Here is a 17,938-nt window from a genome sequence, read left to right on the forward strand (position 1 = left end):
TTCTCCGTTATTTCTCTGAGTCCACGAGTCCGCGCACGAACCAGCGCTGCATCGTCAGGACGACCGCGAGCGGCGGCAGCATCGCGAGCAGCGTCGCCGTCATCACGAGATGCCATTCGGTCGCTGTGTCGCCCGACGCGATCATGCTCTTGATGCCGACCACCGCCGTCTGCAGCGAGACTTCGTTGGTGATGAGAATCGGCCAGAGATACTGATTCCAGCCGTAGATGAACGTGATGACGAAGAGCGCCGCGATGTTCGTCTTCGAAAGCGGCAGCACGACGTCCCAAAAGAAACGCAGCGGACCTGCGCCGTCGATGCGCGCCGCTTCCATCAGCTCGTCGGGCAGCGTCATGAAGAACTGGCGGAAGAGAAACGTCGCCGTAGCGGATGCGATCAGCGGCAACGTCAACCCCGCATACGTGTTCGACAGATGCATCGACGAGACGACCTGCACCGTCGGGAAGATGCGCACTTCGACCGGCAACATCAGCGTGATGAAGATGAGCCAGAACGCGAGGTTCTTCATCGGAAAGCGGAAGAACACGATCGCGTACGCGGAGACGATCGACACCGCGATCTTGCCGATCGAAATCACGAGCGCCATCACGAGGCTGTTCAGCAGCATGAGACCGAACGGCGCGGCCGCATTGCCGCTGCCGTGCGTCCAGATAGTCGCGACGTTCTCGAAGAGATGCGTGCTCGGAATCAGCGAGAGCGGCACGCTGAACACTTCCTTCGAGTTCATCGTGGCCGCGCAGAACGCGACGTACACTGGAAACACGATCAGCGCGACGCCGAGCAACAGCACGGCGTGACAGAAGATATCGAAGCCGCGACGGTTTTCGATCATGAATATTGCACCCTGCGTTCGACGAAGCGGAACTGGATCACCGTCAACGCGACGACGATCGCCATCAGTACGACTGATTGCGCGCCCGAGCTGCCGATATCGAGTCCTTGGAAGCCTTCCGCGAAAATCTTGTAGATGAGCGTCTTGGTCGATTGCGCGGGGCCGCCGCCGGTGGCGGCATCGATGACGGGGAAGGTATCGAAGAACGCGTAGACGAGGTTCACGACGAGCAGGAAGAACGACGTCGGCGACAAGAGCGGCAGCGCGATGCCGAAGAAGCGTCGCACGGGCCCGGCGCCGTCGATAGCGGCGGCTTCGATCAGCGATTGCGGAATCGCCTGAAGGCCCGCGTAGAAGAACAGGAAGTTGTAGCTGACCTGCTTCCACACCGACGCGAGCACGACGAGGAACATCGCCTGCGTGCCGTTGAGCGCATGATTCCAGACGATGCCCTGCTTGGCGAGCGCATACGTCACGAGCCCGATGCTCGGGTTGAACAGGAACGACCACAGCACGGCGGCGATCGCCGGCGCGACCGCGTACGGCCAGATGAGGAGCGTCTGATACGCCTTCGCGCCGCGCGTCACGCGATCGGCGCATGCGGCGAGCAGGAGAGAGATCACGAGGCCCGACACCGTGACGAGCGCGCAGAAGATCATCGTCGTGTTGAACGACGAGAGATAGAGCGGATCGGCGAACAACTGCCTGAAGTTCGCCAGCCCGACGAACTCGCTCGACGTGCCGAACGCGTCCTGACTCTGCGTGGACTGCCAGAGCGCTTCGCCCGCGGGCCAGAGAAAGAACAGCGCCGTGATAGCGAGCTGCGGCGCGACGAGCAGATACGGCAAGACGCTCGTATCGAAACGAGACCGTTTTTCCATGCGTTGATGTCCCGAACGAAAAGCGCCCGCGACGATCGCGGGCGCATGCGCTTTAGTTGCCGGTCTTCTCGAAGCGGCGCAGCAGTTCGTCGCCGCGTTGCACCGACGCGTCGAGCGCCTGCTGCGGCGTCTTCTTCTCGGCCCAGACCTGCTCCAGTTCTTCGTCGACGATCGTGCGGATCTGCGGCATGTTGCCCAGACGCAGACCCTTCGTGTAAGGCAGCGGCGGCTTGTTCAGCATCTGCTTGATCGCGATGTCCGCGCCGGGATTCTTGTCGTAGAAGCCCTGCTTCTGCGTAAGCTCGTACGCGGCCTGCGTGACCGGCAGATAGCCCGTGTCCTGATGCCACTTCGCCGCGACTTGCGGCGTCGAAAGATACGCAAGGAATTTCGCGACGCCCTTATAGACAGCCGGATCCTTGCCCGACAACACCCACAGACTCGCGCCGCCGATGATCGCGTTCTGGGGCGCGCCCTTCACGCTCGCGTCGTACGGCATCATGCCGACGCCGTAATCGAACTTCGCGAACTTGGCGATGGTCGCGCGCGAGCCCGACGAATTCGTGATGATGCCGCAGTCGCCGCTATAGAACTTCGACACCGGCTCGTCCTTGCGGCCGACATAGGTGAACGTGCCTTCCTTCGCCATGTTCTGCAGGAACTGGATGTGCGCGACCTGCAGCGGCTTGTTGAAATCGAGCTTGGCGTCGAGACCGTCGAAGCCGTTGTTCTTGGTCGCGAACGGCGCGGCATGCCACGCGCTGTAGTTCTCGAGCTGAATCCAGCTTTGCCAGCCCGACGAGTAACCGCACGAATAACCGGCGGCCTTGAGCTTCTTCGCGTCGGCTTCGACATCGGCCCAGGTCTTGGGCGGCTGGTTCGGATCGAGACCGGCTTTCTTGAACGCGTCCTTGTTGTAGTACAGAACAGGCGTCGAGCTGTTGAACGGCATCGAGATCAGATGGCCGGTCTTCGCGTCGCTGTAATAGCCGGAAATGGTCGGCACGAAGGCCTTTTCGTCGAGCGGAACGCCCGCCTGCTTAAAGACGTCGTAGACCGGGATGACAGCCTTCTTCGCCTGCATCATCGTCGCGGTGCCGACTTCGTAGACCTGCAGGATGGCGGGCGCGTTGCCGCTGCGATACGCCGCGATGCCTGCCGCGAGCGCCTGGTCATACGTGCCCTTGAACACGGGGACGATCTTGTAATCGCTCTGCGACTTGTTGAAGTCGTTGGCGATGTCGTTCACACGCTCACCCAGCGCGGCTTCCATCGCGTGCCAGAACTGGATTTCGGTCGCGGCGTGCGCTGCGGTGCTAGCGCCGAAGGCCAGAACGGCCGCGGCCGAGATCGTGCGGAACAAGGGCTTGCAGCTCATCGATGAGTCTCCGTTCGAGGATTTCGCGCTTGGAAACGCGCGATATTAATTGTTGTCGATGACAAACAGGCGTTGGTACTCTTTCAATGCATAGCGATCGGTCATGCCCGCGATGTAATGCGCGATGAGCCGCGCCTGCGAGCTGTCGTGGCTCGATGAAGGCGCGTCGTTCGCGGATTCCTCCGTCACCGGTCCGCGCGCCTGATACGCGGGCGGCAAGAGACGCGGATCGTCGGTGAAGGCCTCGAAAAGGCCCGTCACCACGCGCTTCGCCTTGTTGGCCATGCGCATCACGCGATAGTGCCGGTACAGGTTCTTGAACAGAAAGCGCTTGAGTTGCGCCGCCTGCGCCGCGACTTCATCGGTGTGCGCGACGAGCGGCGGCGCATCGCGCACAGCGTCGAGCGATTGCGGCGCGACGCGTTCGAGATTGCGGCCCGTCGCCTCGATCAGATCGACGATCAACGTATTGATGATGCGGCGGATCGTCTCGTGGATGAGCCGGCGCCCTTCGATGTCCGGATAGTCGGCACGCGCCGCATCGTAATGCGTGTGCCAGAGACTCACTTCGGAAAGCTGATCGAGCGTGATGAGGCCGGAGCGCAGACCATCGTCCACATCGTGATTGTTGTACGCGATTTCATCGGCGACATTCGCGATCTGCGCTTCGAGCGACGGCTGCTTGCCCGTGAGAAAGCGTTCGCCGAGTTCGCCCAGCTTGCGTGCGTTTTCGCGCGAGCAATGCTTGAGTATGCCTTCGCGCGTCTCGAAGCAGAGGTTCAGGCCGTTGAAGGCGCCGTAATGCTCTTCGAGCTGATCGACCACGGCGAGGCTTTGCAGATTGTGTTCGAAGCCGCCGTGATCGCGCATGCATTCGTGCAGCGCATCCTGTCCGGCGTGACCGAACGGCGTGTGGCCGAGATCGTGCGCGAGCGAGATGGCTTCGACGAGATCCTCGTTCAGCCTCAGGTTGCGCGCGACCGAACGCGCGATCTGCGCGACTTCGAGACTGTGCGTGAGACGCGTGCGGAAGAGATCGCCTTCGTGATTGACGAAGACCTGCGTCTTGTATTCGAGCCTGCGAAATGCGGTCGAATGCACGATGCGATCGCGATCGCGCTGGAACTCGGTGCGCGCCGCCGGTGGCGTTTCGGCGAAGCGCCGCCCGCGCGATTGCGACGCGTGCGCCGCATACGGCGCGAGATGCGCTTCGAACGCGAGCGTCGGCGGCGTGCCCGGCGGAAGTTGCTGTTCTTTGTCGCTCACCGGCTGCTCCGCATCGTCTTGGTTCTAGCCGCCGCTCGCGTGGATCAGACGCTGGCGGCGAGCGTCGCGCGCACGGCCTGATCGGGCGCGCTCGTGATTTCGGTCGCGCCGAAGCGGGTCAGCAGAATGAATTTGATCTCGCCAGCTTCGGCCTTCTTGTCGATCTTCATCAGATCGACGTAGCGGTCGTCGCCGAGTTGCGGCGCCGTGACCGGCAGTTTTGCCGCTTCGATCACACGCACGAGACGCCGGCGCGCGGCTTCGTCGAGCTTGCCGAGGCGCACTGACAGATCCGCCGCCATCACCATGCCGCAGCCGACCGCCTCGCCATGCAGCCATTCGCCGTAGCCGAGCCCGGCTTCGATCGCATGGCCGAACGTGTGGCCAAAATTGAGAATGGCGCGCTGGCCGCCTTCGCGCTCATCCGACGCGACGACCGACGCCTTGATCTCGCACGAACGCTTTACCGCGTGCGCGAGGGCAGCGTCGTCGCGGCGATTCAGCGCGTCGATATTGCTTTCGATCCATTCGAAGAACTCGGCGTCTTTGATCGCCGCGGTCTTGATGACTTCCGCGATGCCCGCCGCGAGTTCGCGCTCCGGCAACGTGTGCAGCGCGCCGATATCCGCGATGACCGCCTGCGGCTGATAGAACGCGCCGATCATGTTCTTGCCGAGCGGATGATTGATGCCAGTCTTGCCGCCGACCGACGAATCCACTTGCGAAAGCAGCGTGGTCGGCACTTGAATGAACGGCACGCCGCGCATGTAGGACGCCGCCGCGAAACCGGTCATGTCGCCGACGACACCGCCGCCGAGCGCGATCAGCGTGGTTTTGCGATCGGCGCGTTCGGTGAGGAGCGCATCGAAGATCGTGTTGAGCGTTTCCCAGTTCTTGTGCGCTTCGCCGTCCGGCAGCACTACGGTCGTCACCTTCTTGCCGAGCGGTTCGAGCGCGGCGCGCAACTGATCGCCGTAGAGCGGATCGATGGTGGAATTCGTGACGATCGCAACCGACGCGCCCTTGATATGAGGCGCGAAGAGTTCCGTGCGGCCGATCAGGCCCGCACCGATATGAATGGGATAGGCGCGCTCGCCCAGTTCGACGCTGACGGTGATCGTTGGGGTAATCATGGCGGACATTATGACTCAGCCGACTTGACGACGCCGGCGACCTCCAGTTGCATCAGGACCATATTGACGAGCGCGTTGACGGTCGGCCGCCCCGTTTCCACGACGAAATGCGCGCATTCGTGATACAGCGGATCGCGCGCCTGAAAGAGTGCTTCGAGCTTGCCGCGCGGATCTTCGGTCTGCAACAACGGACGATTCTTGTCGCGCCGCGTGCGTTGCCAGAGATCGTGCGGATTGGCACGCAGATAGATGACGATGCCGCGATTCTTCAGATGTTCGCGATTCTCCGGCCGCAGCACCGCGCCGCCGCCCGTCGCGAGCACGATGCCGCTACGCTGCGAAAGCTCGTCGATGACGTTCGCCTCGCGCTGACGAAAACCCGCCTCGCCTTCGAGCTCCCAGATCACCGGGATCCGAGCGCCCGTGCGCGCCTCGATCTCCAGATCCGAATCAATGAACGAGCGCTGCAGACGGCGCGCAACCGCACGGCCCACGGTGGTTTTACCCGCCCCCATGAGTCCGACGAAAAAAATGTTCGCGTTCGCGTGCCCTTCCTGCAACCTAGGATCCTTTTACAGTATCGTATTTCTTCGTGCGGCAGCTTAAGGGCAAACCGCCCGCTTTGTCGAGTCGCGCCGCCCGTGCGCCTGCGCTCAGCCGCTCGACGCGATCACACGCGGCGTGATCAATATGACGAGTTCGCTCTTCGAGCTGCGTCGCGCGTCGTGACGGAAGAGCCAGCCGATCACCGGCAGTTTCGACAGTACCGGCACACCGGTTGTGTCGTCGCGCTCGTCGTCGGAATAAATGCCGCCGATCGCCACCGTGCCGCCGTTTTCCACTTCCACGCGCGTCTGGACATGCTTCGTGTGGATGGCCGGTCCGTTCGCCGTTTGCTCGCCGAGACTGTCTTTCGTGATGTCGAGATCGAGAATGACGTGGCCGTGCGGCGTGATCTGCGGCTCAACCTCCAGTTTGAGCGTTGCGCGCCGAAACTGCACGCCCGACATGCCGTTGCCGACCTTCGCCTGATACGGCACATCCATGCCCTGCTCGACGATGGATTTCATCCGGTCTGCCGTCACGACACGCGGACGCGAGACGATTTGCCCGCGCCCTTCCGCCTCCAGCGCGCTCAGTTCGAGATTGAGCAGTCGGGTGGCCTGAGCGACGAACAGCGTGAGCCCGGAGGTCGCCGCCTCGAAACCGTTGATCGGCCCCGCCGACAGATCGTATACCACACCGTCCTTGCCGCCCGCCAACCCGGTCGCGGGATCGTTTTGCGACGCGACGCCCAGCTTGACGCCGAGATTGCGCGACAACCCCGCCTCGCCCTCCACGATCTTCGCTTCGATCATCACCTGCGCCGTCGGCTTGTCGATGAGCGAGATCAGCTCGGCGATCTGCTGGACGCGCGCGTCGAGGTCGGTGACGAAGAGCAGGTTCGTGCGCGCATCCGCGATGGCCGAGCCGCGCTTCGACAGCACACGCTGACTGCCCGAGCCGGTCAGCATCTTGCGAAGCTCTTCCGCGCGCGAATAGCGCAGCACGAACGTACGGCTCGCGAGCGGTTCGAGATCCGCGGCGCGCGCGTGCGCTTCGAAGCGCAGCTTCTCGCGCGCGGCAAGTTCGGCGAGCGGCGCGACCCAGATCACGTTGCCGTGCCGCTCCATCGCGAGACCGTTGACTTCGAGGAGCGTGTCGAACGCGCGGCGCCACGGCACGGCGACGAGGTTCATCGACACCTGTCCGCGCACCTTTTCGCTCGCGACGATATTCAAGCCCGTAAAGCGCGCAAATGCGTGCAGCGCGGCGCCGAGGTCGGCGTTTTTCAGATCGAGGGTGATCGGCTTGCCGTCGTCGTTTGCGTCGGGCTTTGCGCGGCTCAATCGTTCGAGTTCCGGCAAGGGCACGGGCGGGCCTTCCAGTGCTTCCGCGGTTTCGGCTGCGGGCTTTGCGGGCGCGGCGGCCTCGGCGTTCTGGACGACGGGTGCATCCGATACGGGCTGATCGACAGGCTGTACATCGAACGATGCAGGCAGCGGCGGCAAGGGCGCGATGATCGTATCGGCGCTTTCGGCTGCGAGCGCCATGTGCGCGAACAGCAGCACGGCCACGCCCGCACCCGCGCATCGGCGTGAAAGCTTCGCGAACTGGCTCACTTGCGATCCTCCGCAATCGTCAACTCGCGCGACATGCCGTCGGCACGGGCGAGTTCGATCGCACGCGGCATCACGCGCCCGATCCATTCGTCACCAATCTTCTGCCCGGGCGTGAAGCTATCAACGTCGCGGCCGCTTTGCAGCAGCGCCATCGTGCGACGTCGCCCGACGAATGTGCCCACGAGCAGCATGTCGCCGCCCTGCGACGCCGTCTCCGCATCGCCGAATGGATCGACGACGAACGCATCGGCGCGCGACGCCGCAGCGGCCGAGACCGCCGGCAACGTTTCGAAGATGCGCAGCGTCGCCTCGATGGCGAGCGTGCCCGGCTGTCGTTTGATCTGCACGTTTTCGGGCACGACAAGGCGAGGCAGCCCGGCGAGCGCGCCCAGGAAGCGTCGCATTTCGGGGAAGGCGCCGTCGGCGCGCAGCCTGAGTGCGCGCTCCGGAATCGGCTCGCGCACCTTCGGCTCGCTACCCTTCACCGCAACCGGCTCGATATCCGCGACGCGCAAACCGCTCTGCGCCGCCAGATCCGCGATGGCGCGCAACGCGTCGGCGGCGCTCCACTGCTCCGGCTCCATACGGCCCGAAGCCGCCCGCGCTCGCAAATCGGGCAGTTCCGCGGCGATACGCCCCGCGTCCTGCACCTTCGCCTGCGTCGCCGTCCACGCGACGCGGCTCGCATCGAGCTGGCTCGCGTCCAACGTCCGCCAGGCGCGCAGACCGAGCACAAAGACGAGCAGACCCAACGCAATCGCGACACACATGGTTCGGCGCCGCGACCATTCGTCGAGCGGCTGCAGGATCGACGGCGCACCGCGCGCACTAGTCTTCGCAGCGGAGTTCATCGGGATCGTGCTCATGGACGTTTCTCCTGCGTAACCGGACGAGCGGCGGCCAATATCGGATGCGCCTGACGCGACGCGGCTTCATCGCGCGAATGATCCGGCGCGTAACGCACGAGCGCCACGAACTCGAAATGTGCGGAACGATCGCCGACAGGTGTCGATGCGCCACGCTTGCCCGACGCCGCCGGATCCGCGCGCCGCTTCATCTCGATCACTTCCACGGCCTGCACGCCGCGCAAGCGTTCCAGCCGCTTGAGCCATTGCGCGGCCGCCTGCGAATCGGGCGCGAGCGCGGCAAGTTCGACCTCGTTCGTTCGCTGCGTCACGCGTTGAAGCGCGACGCCGCGCTGCAAAGGCGTATCGGCGAGCGCTTCGAGCAGCGCGAGAACGCGCCCCCGCGGCAAGGCGAGCGGCTGCGCGGCCTCACGCGCGCGCCGCCGCTCCGACTCGGCGCGAACGAGTCGCGCGCGTTCGTCGATCTGCGCGCCCGATGTACGCAGCGACGCCTCCAGCGCGATGCGTCGCTCGTCCAGACGAACGCGCTCGAACGTATCCCAGCCGGCCACGGCGCCCACGGCCGCGCAGCCGGCAAGACTCACCGCGCCAAGCAGCGCCAGCCGCTGACGCCGCACTTCGCGGCGCTTTCGTGCGCGATACGGAAGCAGGTTGAATCCATCGAGCATGGCGGCGCTCATTGCATCACCTCGCGCAAGGCCAGCCCGAACGCGACCGCGAAGCGCGGCGAATGCCGGTGCGCGGCCTGGATGTCGGCGGCGCCGTTGCAGTACGGCGCGGCCTCGAAAGGCAGCGCCGCGCAGCCGAAGGTCTTGCCCAAAACGGGCAGCGGAAGGCTCGCGTGCGCCATTAACTCGAGCTGTCCGCCGACATAGATGCAGTCGAGCGGCGCCTCCTGTCCCGCGAGCTCGTGCAGCGCGTCGGAAATACTCCGATGTTCCGGCGCCGGATAGCGCACTTCGTTCTCGACGCCACGCCCGCCGACGAGCCAGCCATGCAGCCCGGTGCTTTCCAGCCAGCAGACGAGATAGCGCGCATCGGCGTCCAGTTCGATCGAGCCGGCATGGCGCATCGCGCGCAACGCGGCCGCCGGTTCGCCGTCGATGGCGGACAGCGCGATGCCCGCCTGCGCCGCCGTTTCGACGCGCGCCTCCACGTGCCGACGCGCCGTGGCCGCGATCGCGACCAGCGCCTCGCCGTCCTCCCGGGCCTGCACGGACCAGTCCACCGCCAGCGCGCCGCGTTCGATGCCCGCCGCGCGTTCGGCTTCCGCGAGCACCGCCGGTTCGAGCATGCCGCGCGGATCGCCGCCGATGGCGTCCGCGAGCTGTTCATGGGTGTCGATCAGACGCGCGAGCGGAATCTGCGTCGTGAGCGTCGCCGACGCGGGCAATCCCATCGCGCAGCGCAGCGCCCGCCACGCGCTGCTTTCCGGCAGACGCGCGAACGCCTCGCGCAACGCCGCGACGATAGCCGCGCGATCGACGAAATCGCCGTCGATCACCGCGCCCGACGGCAACGCCACCGAATCCAGATGTTCGACGCACACCGCCGCGTTCGCTCGCAATCGCCTGCTGACGATAGCGAGCCGCACGGCGTCCTCGCCAACATCGATGCCCGCCGCGTAGCGCCGCGTGACCGTCAGCATCGTGCCGCGCAGCGCGTTTTCCTTATTCATGAGCCACTCCTTCCATTCACTTGCGCACCGAACCGTTCGGGCGCTTGACGTGGAAGGATTGTCGCGAGCGTGATCGGCGGCGAACACTCGGCCGAATGGCCAACGCTCACGATAGAAGGATGCTTCCGTGAACGATCGCGCGTATCTTGAAGAAGGCGGCGAGCGCACGTGACCAACGCGCTGAAAGGCTTCAGAAAAGTCTCAAACCCGGACCGCTATAATCGCGTGACCGTTTTTGGTGGTGCCAATGCAATCCTCTTCCCCTATCAACCCGCCGTCCCCGCCGCCCGAGAGGCCGAAGAAAGCCAAGCGCTCATGGTGGGCTCGGCTCATGCTCGGATTTCTCGTCAGCGTGTTCGCGCTCGTCGTCTGCGCGGGCCTCGTGCTCGGCTACGCGCTCGTCGTCGCGATGCCGAACCTGCCTTCGCTCGAAGCGCTCACCGACTACAAGCCGAAGGTGCCGCTGCGCATCTATACGGCGGATCACGTTCTGATCGGTGAATTCGGCGAGGAGCGCCGCAGCGTCGTGCGCATCCGGGATGTGCCCGATCATCTGAAAAAAGCAGTGCTCGCGATCGAGGACTCGCGCTTCTACGATCACGGCGGCGTCGATCTCACCGGCATTCTGCGTGCGGGCTCCGTCGCGCTGACGAACGGCCACGCGTCGCAGGGCGCAAGCACGATCACGATGCAGGTCGCGCGCAACTTCTTCCTGTCGAGCGAGAAGACCTACACGCGCAAGATCTACGAGATGCTGCTCGCGTACAAAATCGAGCGCGCGCTGACGAAGGATCAGATTCTCGAGGTCTACATGAATCAGATCTATCTCGGCCAGCGCGCGTACGGTTTTGCGAGCGCGGCGCGAGTCTACTTCGGCAAGGATCTGAAGGACGTGACGCTCGCCGAGGCCGCGATGCTCGCGGGTTTGCCGAAAGCGCCGTCGGCGTATAACCCAGTCGTCAACCCGAAGCGCGCGAAAGTGCGGCAGGAGTACATCCTGCAACGCATGCGCGAGCTGAACTTCATCACGCAGGCCGACTACGACCAGGCGGTGAATCAGCCGCTCGTCGTGAAGGGACAGGGCCGCGAGTTCAGCGTGCACGCCGAGTACGTCGCGGAAATGGTGCGCCAGATGATGTACGCGCAATACCGCGAGGAAGCGTACACGCGCGGACTGAACGTCGTGACGACGATCGATTCCGCCGATCAGGACGCCGCCTATCGCGCGGTGCGCAAGGGTTTGATGGACTACGAGCACCGGCATGGTTATCGCGGACCGGAAGGCTATATCGATCTGCCGTCGAATGCGGACGACCGCGAGCAAGCCATCGACGATGCGCTCGCCGAGCATCCCGACAACGGCGAGATCGTCGCGGCCGTGGTGACGTCGGCGAATCCGAAGGAAGTGAAGGCGAGCTTCATCGACGGCAACACGGCGACGATCACCGGCAACGATCTGCGCTTCGTGCAGTTCGCGCTGAGCGCACGCGCGCAGCCGAATTCGCGCATTCGTCCGGGCGCGATCGTGCGTCTCATGAAGGACGACGACGGCGACTGGGTCATCACGCAACTGCCGCAGGTCGAAGGCGCGCTCGTGTCGATGGTGCCGCAGGACGGCGCGATCCGGGCGCTCGTCGGCGGCTTCGACTTCAACAAGAACAAGTTCAATCACGTCACGCAGGCATGGCGTCAGCCGGGTTCGAGCTTCAAGCCGTTCATCTATTCGGCATCGCTCGAGAAAGGTCTTTCGCCCGCGACGATCATCAACGACGGCCCGCTCTTCTTTAGCGCCGCCGAGACCGGCGGCCAGGCGTGGGAGCCGAAGAACTACGGCGGCGGCTTCGACGGCCCGATGACGATGCGCTCCGCGCTGCAACGCTCGAAGAACATGGTGTCGATCCGCATCCTGAGTCATATCGGCACGAAGTACGCGCAGCAGTACGTCACGCGCTTCGGCTTCGATGCGGACCGTCATCCCGCCTATCTGCCGATGGCGCTCGGTGCGGGTCTCGTCACGCCGCTGCAAATGGCGGCGGGCTATGCGGTGTTCGCGAACGGCGGTTATCGCGTGAATCCGTATCTGATCACCGATATCACCGATCCGTACGGCCGCGTCGTGTCGCATCCGCAGCCGCTCGTCGCGCAGCAAAGTGCGCCGCTCGCAATCACGCCGCGCAACGCGTTCGTGATGAACAGCCTGTTGCAGAGCGTCGCGCAGCACGGCACGGGCTCGAAAACGAATCAGTTGAAGCGCGGCGATCTCGCCGGCAAGACGGGCACGACAAACGATTCGCGCGATGCGTGGTTCGCCGGTTATCAGCGCACGCTCGTTGCGATTGCGTGGATCGGCTATGACAATCCGCACAGCCTCGGCGACAAGGAAACCGGCGGCGGCCTCGCGCTGCCGGTCTGGATGGATTACATGAGCAAGGCTTTGAAGGGCGTGCCCGAGTACAAGCCGATGACGCCGCCCGACATCACATCGCTCGGCAACGAGCTGTACTACGACGACATGACGCCGGGCCACGGCTTTGTCGCGACCATCGGCGTGAGTCAGGCGCCGCCGCAGGAAGGCGTATCCGGCGTGACGGCGCCGGCGCCCGAAGTCGGCGAACAGGAAAAGCAGGACATCATGAATCTGTTCAAGGGGCAGTAACCGCGCCCCCTGCAACGATCGAAGCGGGCGGACTACACGGTCCGCTCGCTTTTTTTACGGCTTGAATCTGATCGGCTCGCCGGCCTGTTCGCTCGAATATTTGCTGAGGGTGGCGAAGAATTCGCTGTTGTCGCGCGTGTCGCGCCAGGCGCCGTCGACGTATTTGTAATGAAAACCGCCCGCCTTCGCCGCCAGCCAGATCTCGTGTTTCGGCGGTTGCAGGTTCACGATCACCTTCGTGCGATTCTCGAATTCCAGCGTCAAAACATTGCCGCTGCGCTCGAATTCGATATCGGCTTCGGCTGCGTCGACCGAGCGCTCGATGGCCGTCAGCGCGGCCTCCGCCAGCGTCAGGTATTCCTGGTCTGTCATGCTAAACTCCATCGATTAAACGTATAGGGACGGTCATGCGAGTCGTTTTCAGGATGAGCGCGATTGTAGCGGCTTTGAGCATCGGCGCCGCGGCAACCATCGCGCTCGGCGGTTGTGGGCAACGCGGTCCGCTTTATCTGCCGAACGTGCCTCCGCTGCCGCAACGTCCCAACGATCTCCAGAATACGCCGCCTTCGAACGTCGCTCCGGGCAGCGAGACTGCATCGCGCTCGGGCAGCGTTCCGGATACCTCGGGCGAGCCGCTGTCGCTCTCGCCCGAGACCGACCTGAAGACGAGCCCTAACGCCGCATCGGCGCCGAAAGCGGCGTCGTCCGCTTACTGATCCCTCGATTTTCGATGCCTTCACGGGCGCATTCGATTCCACGCATGAGTGATTCCGCATTCCATTACGTCGACGGCGTGCTGCACGCCGAAGGCGTCTCAGCCGCGTCGCTCGCGGAGCAGTTCGGCACGCCGCTCTACGTCTATTCGCGCGATGCGCTGACGCGCGCCTATCACGCCTACGCCGATGCCTGCGCCGGCCGTCGCGCGACGGTTCACGTCGCGGTGAAGGCGAACAGCAATCTCGCGGTGCTCAACGTGTTCGCGCGCATGGGCGCGGGCTTCGACATCGTGTCGTCGGGCGAGCTCGCGCGGGTACTTGCGGCGGGCGGCAAGGCGGAGAACACGGTGTTTTCGGGCGTCGGCAAATCGGCGGCGGAAATGCGCGAGGCGCTCGAAGCGGGCGTGAAGTGCTTCAACGTCGAGTCGATTCCCGAGTTGCACGCGTTGAACGAAGTCGCGGCATCGCTCGGCAAGAAGGCGCCGGTTTCGTTGCGCGTGAATCCCGACGTCGATGCGAAGACGCATCCGTACATCTCGACGGGCCTCAAGTCGAACAAGTTCGGCGTCGCGTTCAGCGATGCCCGCGCGACCTACGCCCAAGCGCATGCAATGGCGAATCTCGACGTCCTCGGCATCGATTGCCACATCGGCTCGCAGATCACCGAGATCAGCCCGTATCTCGATGCAGTCGACAAGCTGCTCGAACTCGTCGAGCAGATCGAAGCGGACGGCATGAGCATTCGTCACGTGGATGTCGGCGGCGGTCTCGGCATCACGTACGACGATGAAACGCCGCCCGATATCGGCGAGTTCGTGAAGACCGTGCTCGATCACATCGAGAAGCGCGGCCACGGTCAGCGCGAAGTGTATTTCGAGCCGGGGCGTTCGCTCGTCGGCAATGCGGGCGTGCTGTTGACGCGCGTCGAGTTTCTGAAGCCGGGCGAGGAAAAGAACTTTGCCATCGTCGATGCCGCGATGAACGATCTCGCGCGGCCCGCGATGTACGAGGCGTTTCATCGCATCGTGCCGGTCGTGAAGCGTGACGCGCAGGCGCACAAGTACGATGTCGTCGGCCCTGTGTGCGAAAGCGGCGACTGGCTCGGGCGTGATCGTGAACTGGCCATCGAACCGGGCGATCTGCTCGCGATCTGCTCCGCGGGCGCGTACGGCTTCGTGATGAGCTCGAACTACAACACGCGTCCGCGGGCCGCCGAAATCATGGTCGACGGCGAACGCGCGCGTCTCGTGCGCGAACGTGAGGACGTGAAGCAGTTGTTCGCCGGAGAATCGATTCTGCCGGACTGAAGCGTCGCGCGCTTCGACGAAAAGCGATGCCGAGGCATCGCTTTTTTTATGCGCGCCGCCGTGTCGCTCGCGTTCGAAGCCACGCGATCACGCGCCAGCCGAGCAGCACGATCACGATCGAGCCGTAGATCTTCGGCAGCTCGAAATCGTGCTTGCCCGCCTTCATCCACCAGAAGTGCAGGATGGCGAGCGCGGCGATTGGATAGATCGTCCGATGCAAGGTCTGCCAGCGACGGCCGAGCTTTCTCACCATGACTTTCGGCGACGTGGCCGCGAGCGGAATCAGCAGCACGAACGCCGCGAAGCCCACCGTGATGAACGGCCGCTTGCCGATGTCCTTCAGCATCGCGGCGACATCGAACCATTTGTCGAACCAGATATACGTCGTGAAGTGCAGCACGGCGAAGAAGAACGCGTACAGCCCGATCATCCGGCGAAAGCGCGCGAGCGCCGTGATGCCGGTCATGCGGCGCACCGGCGTGATCGCGAGCGTGATGCACAGATAGACGAGCGTCCAGAGACCGGTCGAACGCGTGATGAATTCGATCGGATTCGCGCCCAGGCCGCCCGTCACGCCGAGCAGCACGAGACGCGCGAGCGGAAACAGCATCGCGATGAAAACGGCGAGTTTCGCGGGAACAAGCCAGCGAACGCCGGCGCTCGCCCGCGTGCCTTTGATCTCGGAAGCGGTCGGCATCGTTCAGAAGTTCTTCTTGAGATCCATGCCCTGATACAGCGACGCGACCTGATCGCCGTAGCCGTTGAACATGAGCGTCTTGCGCTTCGGCGAAAAGAAACCGTCCTCGCCGATGCGCCGCTCCGTCGCCTGACTCCAGCGCGGATGATCGACGCTCGGATTGACGTTCGAAAAGAAGCCATATTCGCTGGGCGCGTAGAGGTTCCAGCTCGTCGGCGGCTGCTTTTCGACGAAGCGGATCTTCACGAGCGACTTCGCGCTTTTGAACCCGTACTTCCACGGCACGACCACGCGCACCGGCGCGCCGTTCTGGTTCGGCAGCACCTGGCCGTATAAGCCGACGGTCAGGAGCGTGAGCGGATTCATCGCCTCGTCCATTCGCAGGCCTTCCGAGTACGGCCATTCGAGAATCGGCGTCGAGAGTCCCGGCATCTGCGACGGATCGGCGAGCGTGATGAACTGCACGTACTTCGCGTTGCCCGTCGGCTCGGCGCGCTTGATGAGCTCGGACAAGGACACGCCGATCCACGGAATCACCATCGACCAGCCTTCGACGCAGCGCAACCGGTAGACGCGTTCTTCGAGCGGCGCGAGCTTCAGAATATCGTCGATGTCGTAGACCTTCGGGTTCTTGATCGCGCCTTCCACCGACACCTTCCACGGACGCGGACGCAGCGTGCCCGCGTGCTCGGCGGGATCGCCCTTGTCAGTGCCGAACTCGTAGAAGTTGTTGTAGCTCGTGATGTCCTTGAACGACGTCGCCTTGTCCAGCGCGACGAACTTCGAGTTGGTCTTCGCCGCGAGCTTCTGGCCTTTGGCGTCCGGCGAAGTCAGCGTCGCGTGGGCGAGGCTGCTTGTGCCAGCGAGACCTGTTGCGGCGAACGCCCCGATCGAGCGCAGCGCACGTCGGCGATTCTCGAACACGTCGCGCGGCGTGATTTCATGGCTCGCGATGTCGTCGCCGTACAAATCGCGATTTTTTCTCATCCACATGTGCGTTCCTTCCATTTGCGACGCGCAGGACGCCGCCGCTGAATGCTCATACGTGGAAAACAGCATTCCGGATGCCCGTATTCCACCGCGAAACGAAAAAAAACCGCCAGCGCGATGCATGGCGGTTTTTCGATAGTCGATCCGACCGGTCAGAGCTTGCCGTAGCTATGCAAGCCCGACAGGAACATGTTCACGCCGAGGAACGCGAACGTCGTAACGATCAGGCCGGTCAGCGCCCACCACGCCGCCGCCGCGCCGCGCAGGCCCTTCATGAGGCGCATGTGCAGCCACGCCGCATAGTTCAGCCAGACGATCAGCGCCCACGTTTCCTTCGGATCCCAGCTCCAGTAACCGCCCCACGCTTCCGCGGCCCACAGCGCGCCGAGAATCGTCGCGATGGTGAAGAAAGCGAACCCGACGGCGATCGACTTGTACATCACGTCGTCCAGCACTTCGAGCGACGGCAGGCGGTCAGCCATGAAGCCACGCTGTTTCGCGAGATACGCGACGGAAACCATCGCCGAAAGCGCGAAGCTGCCGTAGCCGATGAAGTTCGCCGGCACGTGAATCTTCATCCACCAGCTTTGCAGCGCGGGCACGAGCGGTTGAATCTGCTGTGCGTCGCGGGCGATCGAGTACCACATCAGGAAGCCGACCGCCGCGCTGATCACGAGCAGCACGAACGCGCCCATCTGACGCGTCGAATAATGCTGTTCGTAGTAGAGGTAGAACAGCGCCGTGATCAGGCAGAACAACACGAACACTTCGTACAGGTTCGAGATCGGAATATGGCCGACATCGGAGCCGATCATGTACGACTCGTACCAGCGCACCATCAGGCCGGTGAAGCCCATCAGCACCGCGACCCACGTCATGCGCGAGCCGATCGCGCCGCCCGTTTGCGAGCGTGTCACGAGGCCGATCCAATAAAAGAGCGTCGCGAGGATAAAGAGCGCGCTCATCCACAAAATCGCGGACTGGCTGGACAGGAAGTACTTGAGGAAGAAATTAGTGTCGGCGCGCGCGAGATCGTGCTGATAAAGCTGGATCGAAAACAGCGCGAGCACCGCGATCATCGCGATCAGCAAGCGCACCGGCTTCCAGCGCCATCCGAGCACGACGAAGGTGGGCACGGCGCCGATCAGCACGGCCATGTCGTACACGTCCATATACGCGTGGTAGCGGTTCAGCGCGAAACCCGCGCCAGCGACCATCGCGAGGGCGAAGAGCCAGTCGATCGGCGTCAGACGGCGCAGGAACGGACGATCGTCGAACACGGCGACATCGGGAAGGCCCGATGCCGGACGTTCCGTCTTTGCGGAGGCGTGGGAGGAAGTCTGTGTGAGGTCCAT

The 17,938-nt window shown here is 63.8% G+C and carries 17 protein-coding genes; 3 read left to right on the forward strand and 14 right to left on the reverse strand.

The annotated features are described in order from the left end of the window. Positions 1 to 7 precede the first annotated feature (7 nt). The 10 genes from ugpE to pilM all read right to left on the reverse strand — a co-directional run bounded on the left by ugpE (position 8) and on the right by pilM (position 10,217). Positions 8 to 853 (reverse strand): sn-glycerol-3-phosphate ABC transporter permease UgpE, encoded by an 846-nt coding sequence (gene ugpE / locus NCS28_RS12345; RefSeq protein ID WP_250514101.1) that lies wholly within the window; start codon positions 851 to 853, stop codon positions 8 to 10. After that, positions 850 to 1,734 carry a sn-glycerol-3-phosphate ABC transporter permease UgpA gene (gene ugpA / locus NCS28_RS12350; protein ID WP_250514102.1) on the reverse strand — a complete coding sequence of 295 codons (885 nt, stop codon included), beginning with the start codon at positions 1,732 to 1,734 and terminating at the stop codon, positions 850 to 852. The genes ugpE and ugpA overlap by 4 nt, the downstream gene beginning before the upstream one ends. Before the next feature lie 52 nt (positions 1,735 to 1,786). Next, entirely contained in the window at positions 1,787 to 3,112 is a 1,326-nt protein-coding gene (ugpB, locus tag NCS28_RS12355; RefSeq protein WP_250514103.1) for a sn-glycerol-3-phosphate ABC transporter substrate-binding protein UgpB, read from the reverse strand. A 45-nt stretch (positions 3,113 to 3,157) separates the two neighbouring features. Then, positions 3,158 to 4,378 (reverse strand): deoxyguanosinetriphosphate triphosphohydrolase, encoded by a 1,221-nt coding sequence (locus NCS28_RS12360; RefSeq protein ID WP_250514104.1) that lies wholly within the window; start codon positions 4,376 to 4,378, stop codon positions 3,158 to 3,160. 44 nt (positions 4,379 to 4,422) lie between these two features. Then, a complete protein-coding gene (aroB, locus tag NCS28_RS12365) occupies positions 4,423 to 5,520 on the reverse strand; it encodes a 3-dehydroquinate synthase (RefSeq protein ID WP_250514105.1) in 1,098 nt (365 codons plus the stop codon). Further along, on the reverse strand, positions 5,520 to 6,026 hold the full coding sequence (locus tag NCS28_RS12370) for a shikimate kinase (RefSeq protein ID WP_502801182.1): 507 nt from the start codon (positions 6,024 to 6,026) through the stop codon (positions 5,520 to 5,522). Before NCS28_RS12370 ends, aroB begins: the two co-directional genes overlap by 1 nt. 138 nt (positions 6,027 to 6,164) lie before the next feature. Further along, on the reverse strand, positions 6,165 to 7,604 hold the full coding sequence (locus NCS28_RS12375) for a type IV pilus secretin PilQ (protein ID WP_250514133.1): 1,440 nt from the start codon (positions 7,602 to 7,604) through the stop codon (positions 6,165 to 6,167). Between the two features lie 65 nt (positions 7,605 to 7,669). After that, the gene (locus tag NCS28_RS12380; protein WP_250514107.1) at positions 7,670 to 8,539 is read right to left on the reverse strand and encodes a type IV pilus inner membrane component PilO; all 870 of its coding nucleotides are present in this window, start codon (positions 8,537 to 8,539) and stop codon (positions 7,670 to 7,672) included. Continuing rightward, positions 8,536 to 9,219: a PilN family protein gene (locus NCS28_RS12385; RefSeq protein ID WP_250514108.1), complete on the reverse strand. Its 684-nt coding sequence runs from the start codon at positions 9,217 to 9,219 to the stop codon at positions 8,536 to 8,538. Before NCS28_RS12385 ends, NCS28_RS12380 begins: the two co-directional genes overlap by 4 nt. Beyond that, positions 9,216 to 10,217: a type IV pilus biogenesis protein PilM gene (pilM, locus tag NCS28_RS12390; RefSeq protein ID WP_250514109.1), complete on the reverse strand. Its 1,002-nt coding sequence runs from the start codon at positions 10,215 to 10,217 to the stop codon at positions 9,216 to 9,218. Before pilM ends, NCS28_RS12385 begins: the two co-directional genes overlap by 4 nt. 247 nt (positions 10,218 to 10,464) lie before the next feature. Between pilM and NCS28_RS12395 the strand changes: the two genes are divergently transcribed. Further along, positions 10,465 to 12,873 carry a penicillin-binding protein 1A gene (locus tag NCS28_RS12395; protein ID WP_250514110.1) on the forward strand — a complete coding sequence of 803 codons (2,409 nt, stop codon included), beginning with the start codon at positions 10,465 to 10,467 and terminating at the stop codon, positions 12,871 to 12,873. Between the two features lie 54 nt (positions 12,874 to 12,927). Here the strand turns inward: NCS28_RS12395 and cyaY are convergent, their stop codons facing one another. Continuing rightward, complete coding sequence (gene cyaY / locus NCS28_RS12400; protein ID WP_250514111.1) at positions 12,928 to 13,245, reverse strand: iron donor protein CyaY; 318 nt, start codon at positions 13,243 to 13,245, stop codon at positions 12,928 to 12,930. Positions 13,246 to 13,280: 35 nt separating this feature from the next. Between cyaY and lptM the strand changes: the two genes are divergently transcribed. Together lptM and lysA are read left to right on the forward strand one after the other, a co-directional pair. After that, on the forward strand, positions 13,281 to 13,589 hold the full coding sequence (lptM, locus tag NCS28_RS12405) for an LPS translocon maturation chaperone LptM (protein ID WP_250514112.1): 309 nt from the start codon (positions 13,281 to 13,283) through the stop codon (positions 13,587 to 13,589). A 44-nt stretch (positions 13,590 to 13,633) separates the two neighbouring features. Beyond that, a complete protein-coding gene (gene lysA, locus NCS28_RS12410; protein ID WP_250514113.1) occupies positions 13,634 to 14,896 on the forward strand; it encodes a diaminopimelate decarboxylase in 1,263 nt (420 codons plus the stop codon). 46 nt (positions 14,897 to 14,942) lie between these two features. Here the strand turns inward: lysA and msrQ are convergent, their stop codons facing one another. The 3 genes from msrQ to ccsB all read right to left on the reverse strand — a co-directional run bounded on the left by msrQ (position 14,943) and on the right by ccsB (position 17,938). Beyond that, positions 14,943 to 15,593, reverse strand: a complete 651-nt coding sequence (msrQ, locus tag NCS28_RS12415; protein WP_250514114.1) for a protein-methionine-sulfoxide reductase heme-binding subunit MsrQ — start codon at positions 15,591 to 15,593, stop codon at positions 14,943 to 14,945. Positions 15,594 to 15,596: 3 nt separating this feature from the next. Then, positions 15,597 to 16,586 (reverse strand): protein-methionine-sulfoxide reductase catalytic subunit MsrP, encoded by a 990-nt coding sequence (msrP, locus tag NCS28_RS12420; protein ID WP_250514115.1) that lies wholly within the window; start codon positions 16,584 to 16,586, stop codon positions 15,597 to 15,599. A gap of 149 nt (positions 16,587 to 16,735) precedes the next feature. Further along, positions 16,736 to 17,938 (reverse strand): c-type cytochrome biogenesis protein CcsB, encoded by a 1,203-nt coding sequence (gene ccsB, locus NCS28_RS12425; RefSeq protein WP_250514116.1) that lies wholly within the window; start codon positions 17,936 to 17,938, stop codon positions 16,736 to 16,738.

It is taken from the genome of Caballeronia sp. INDeC2 (genome assembly GCF_023631325.1).
Taxonomy (GTDB): domain Bacteria; phylum Pseudomonadota; class Gammaproteobacteria; order Burkholderiales; family Burkholderiaceae; genus Caballeronia.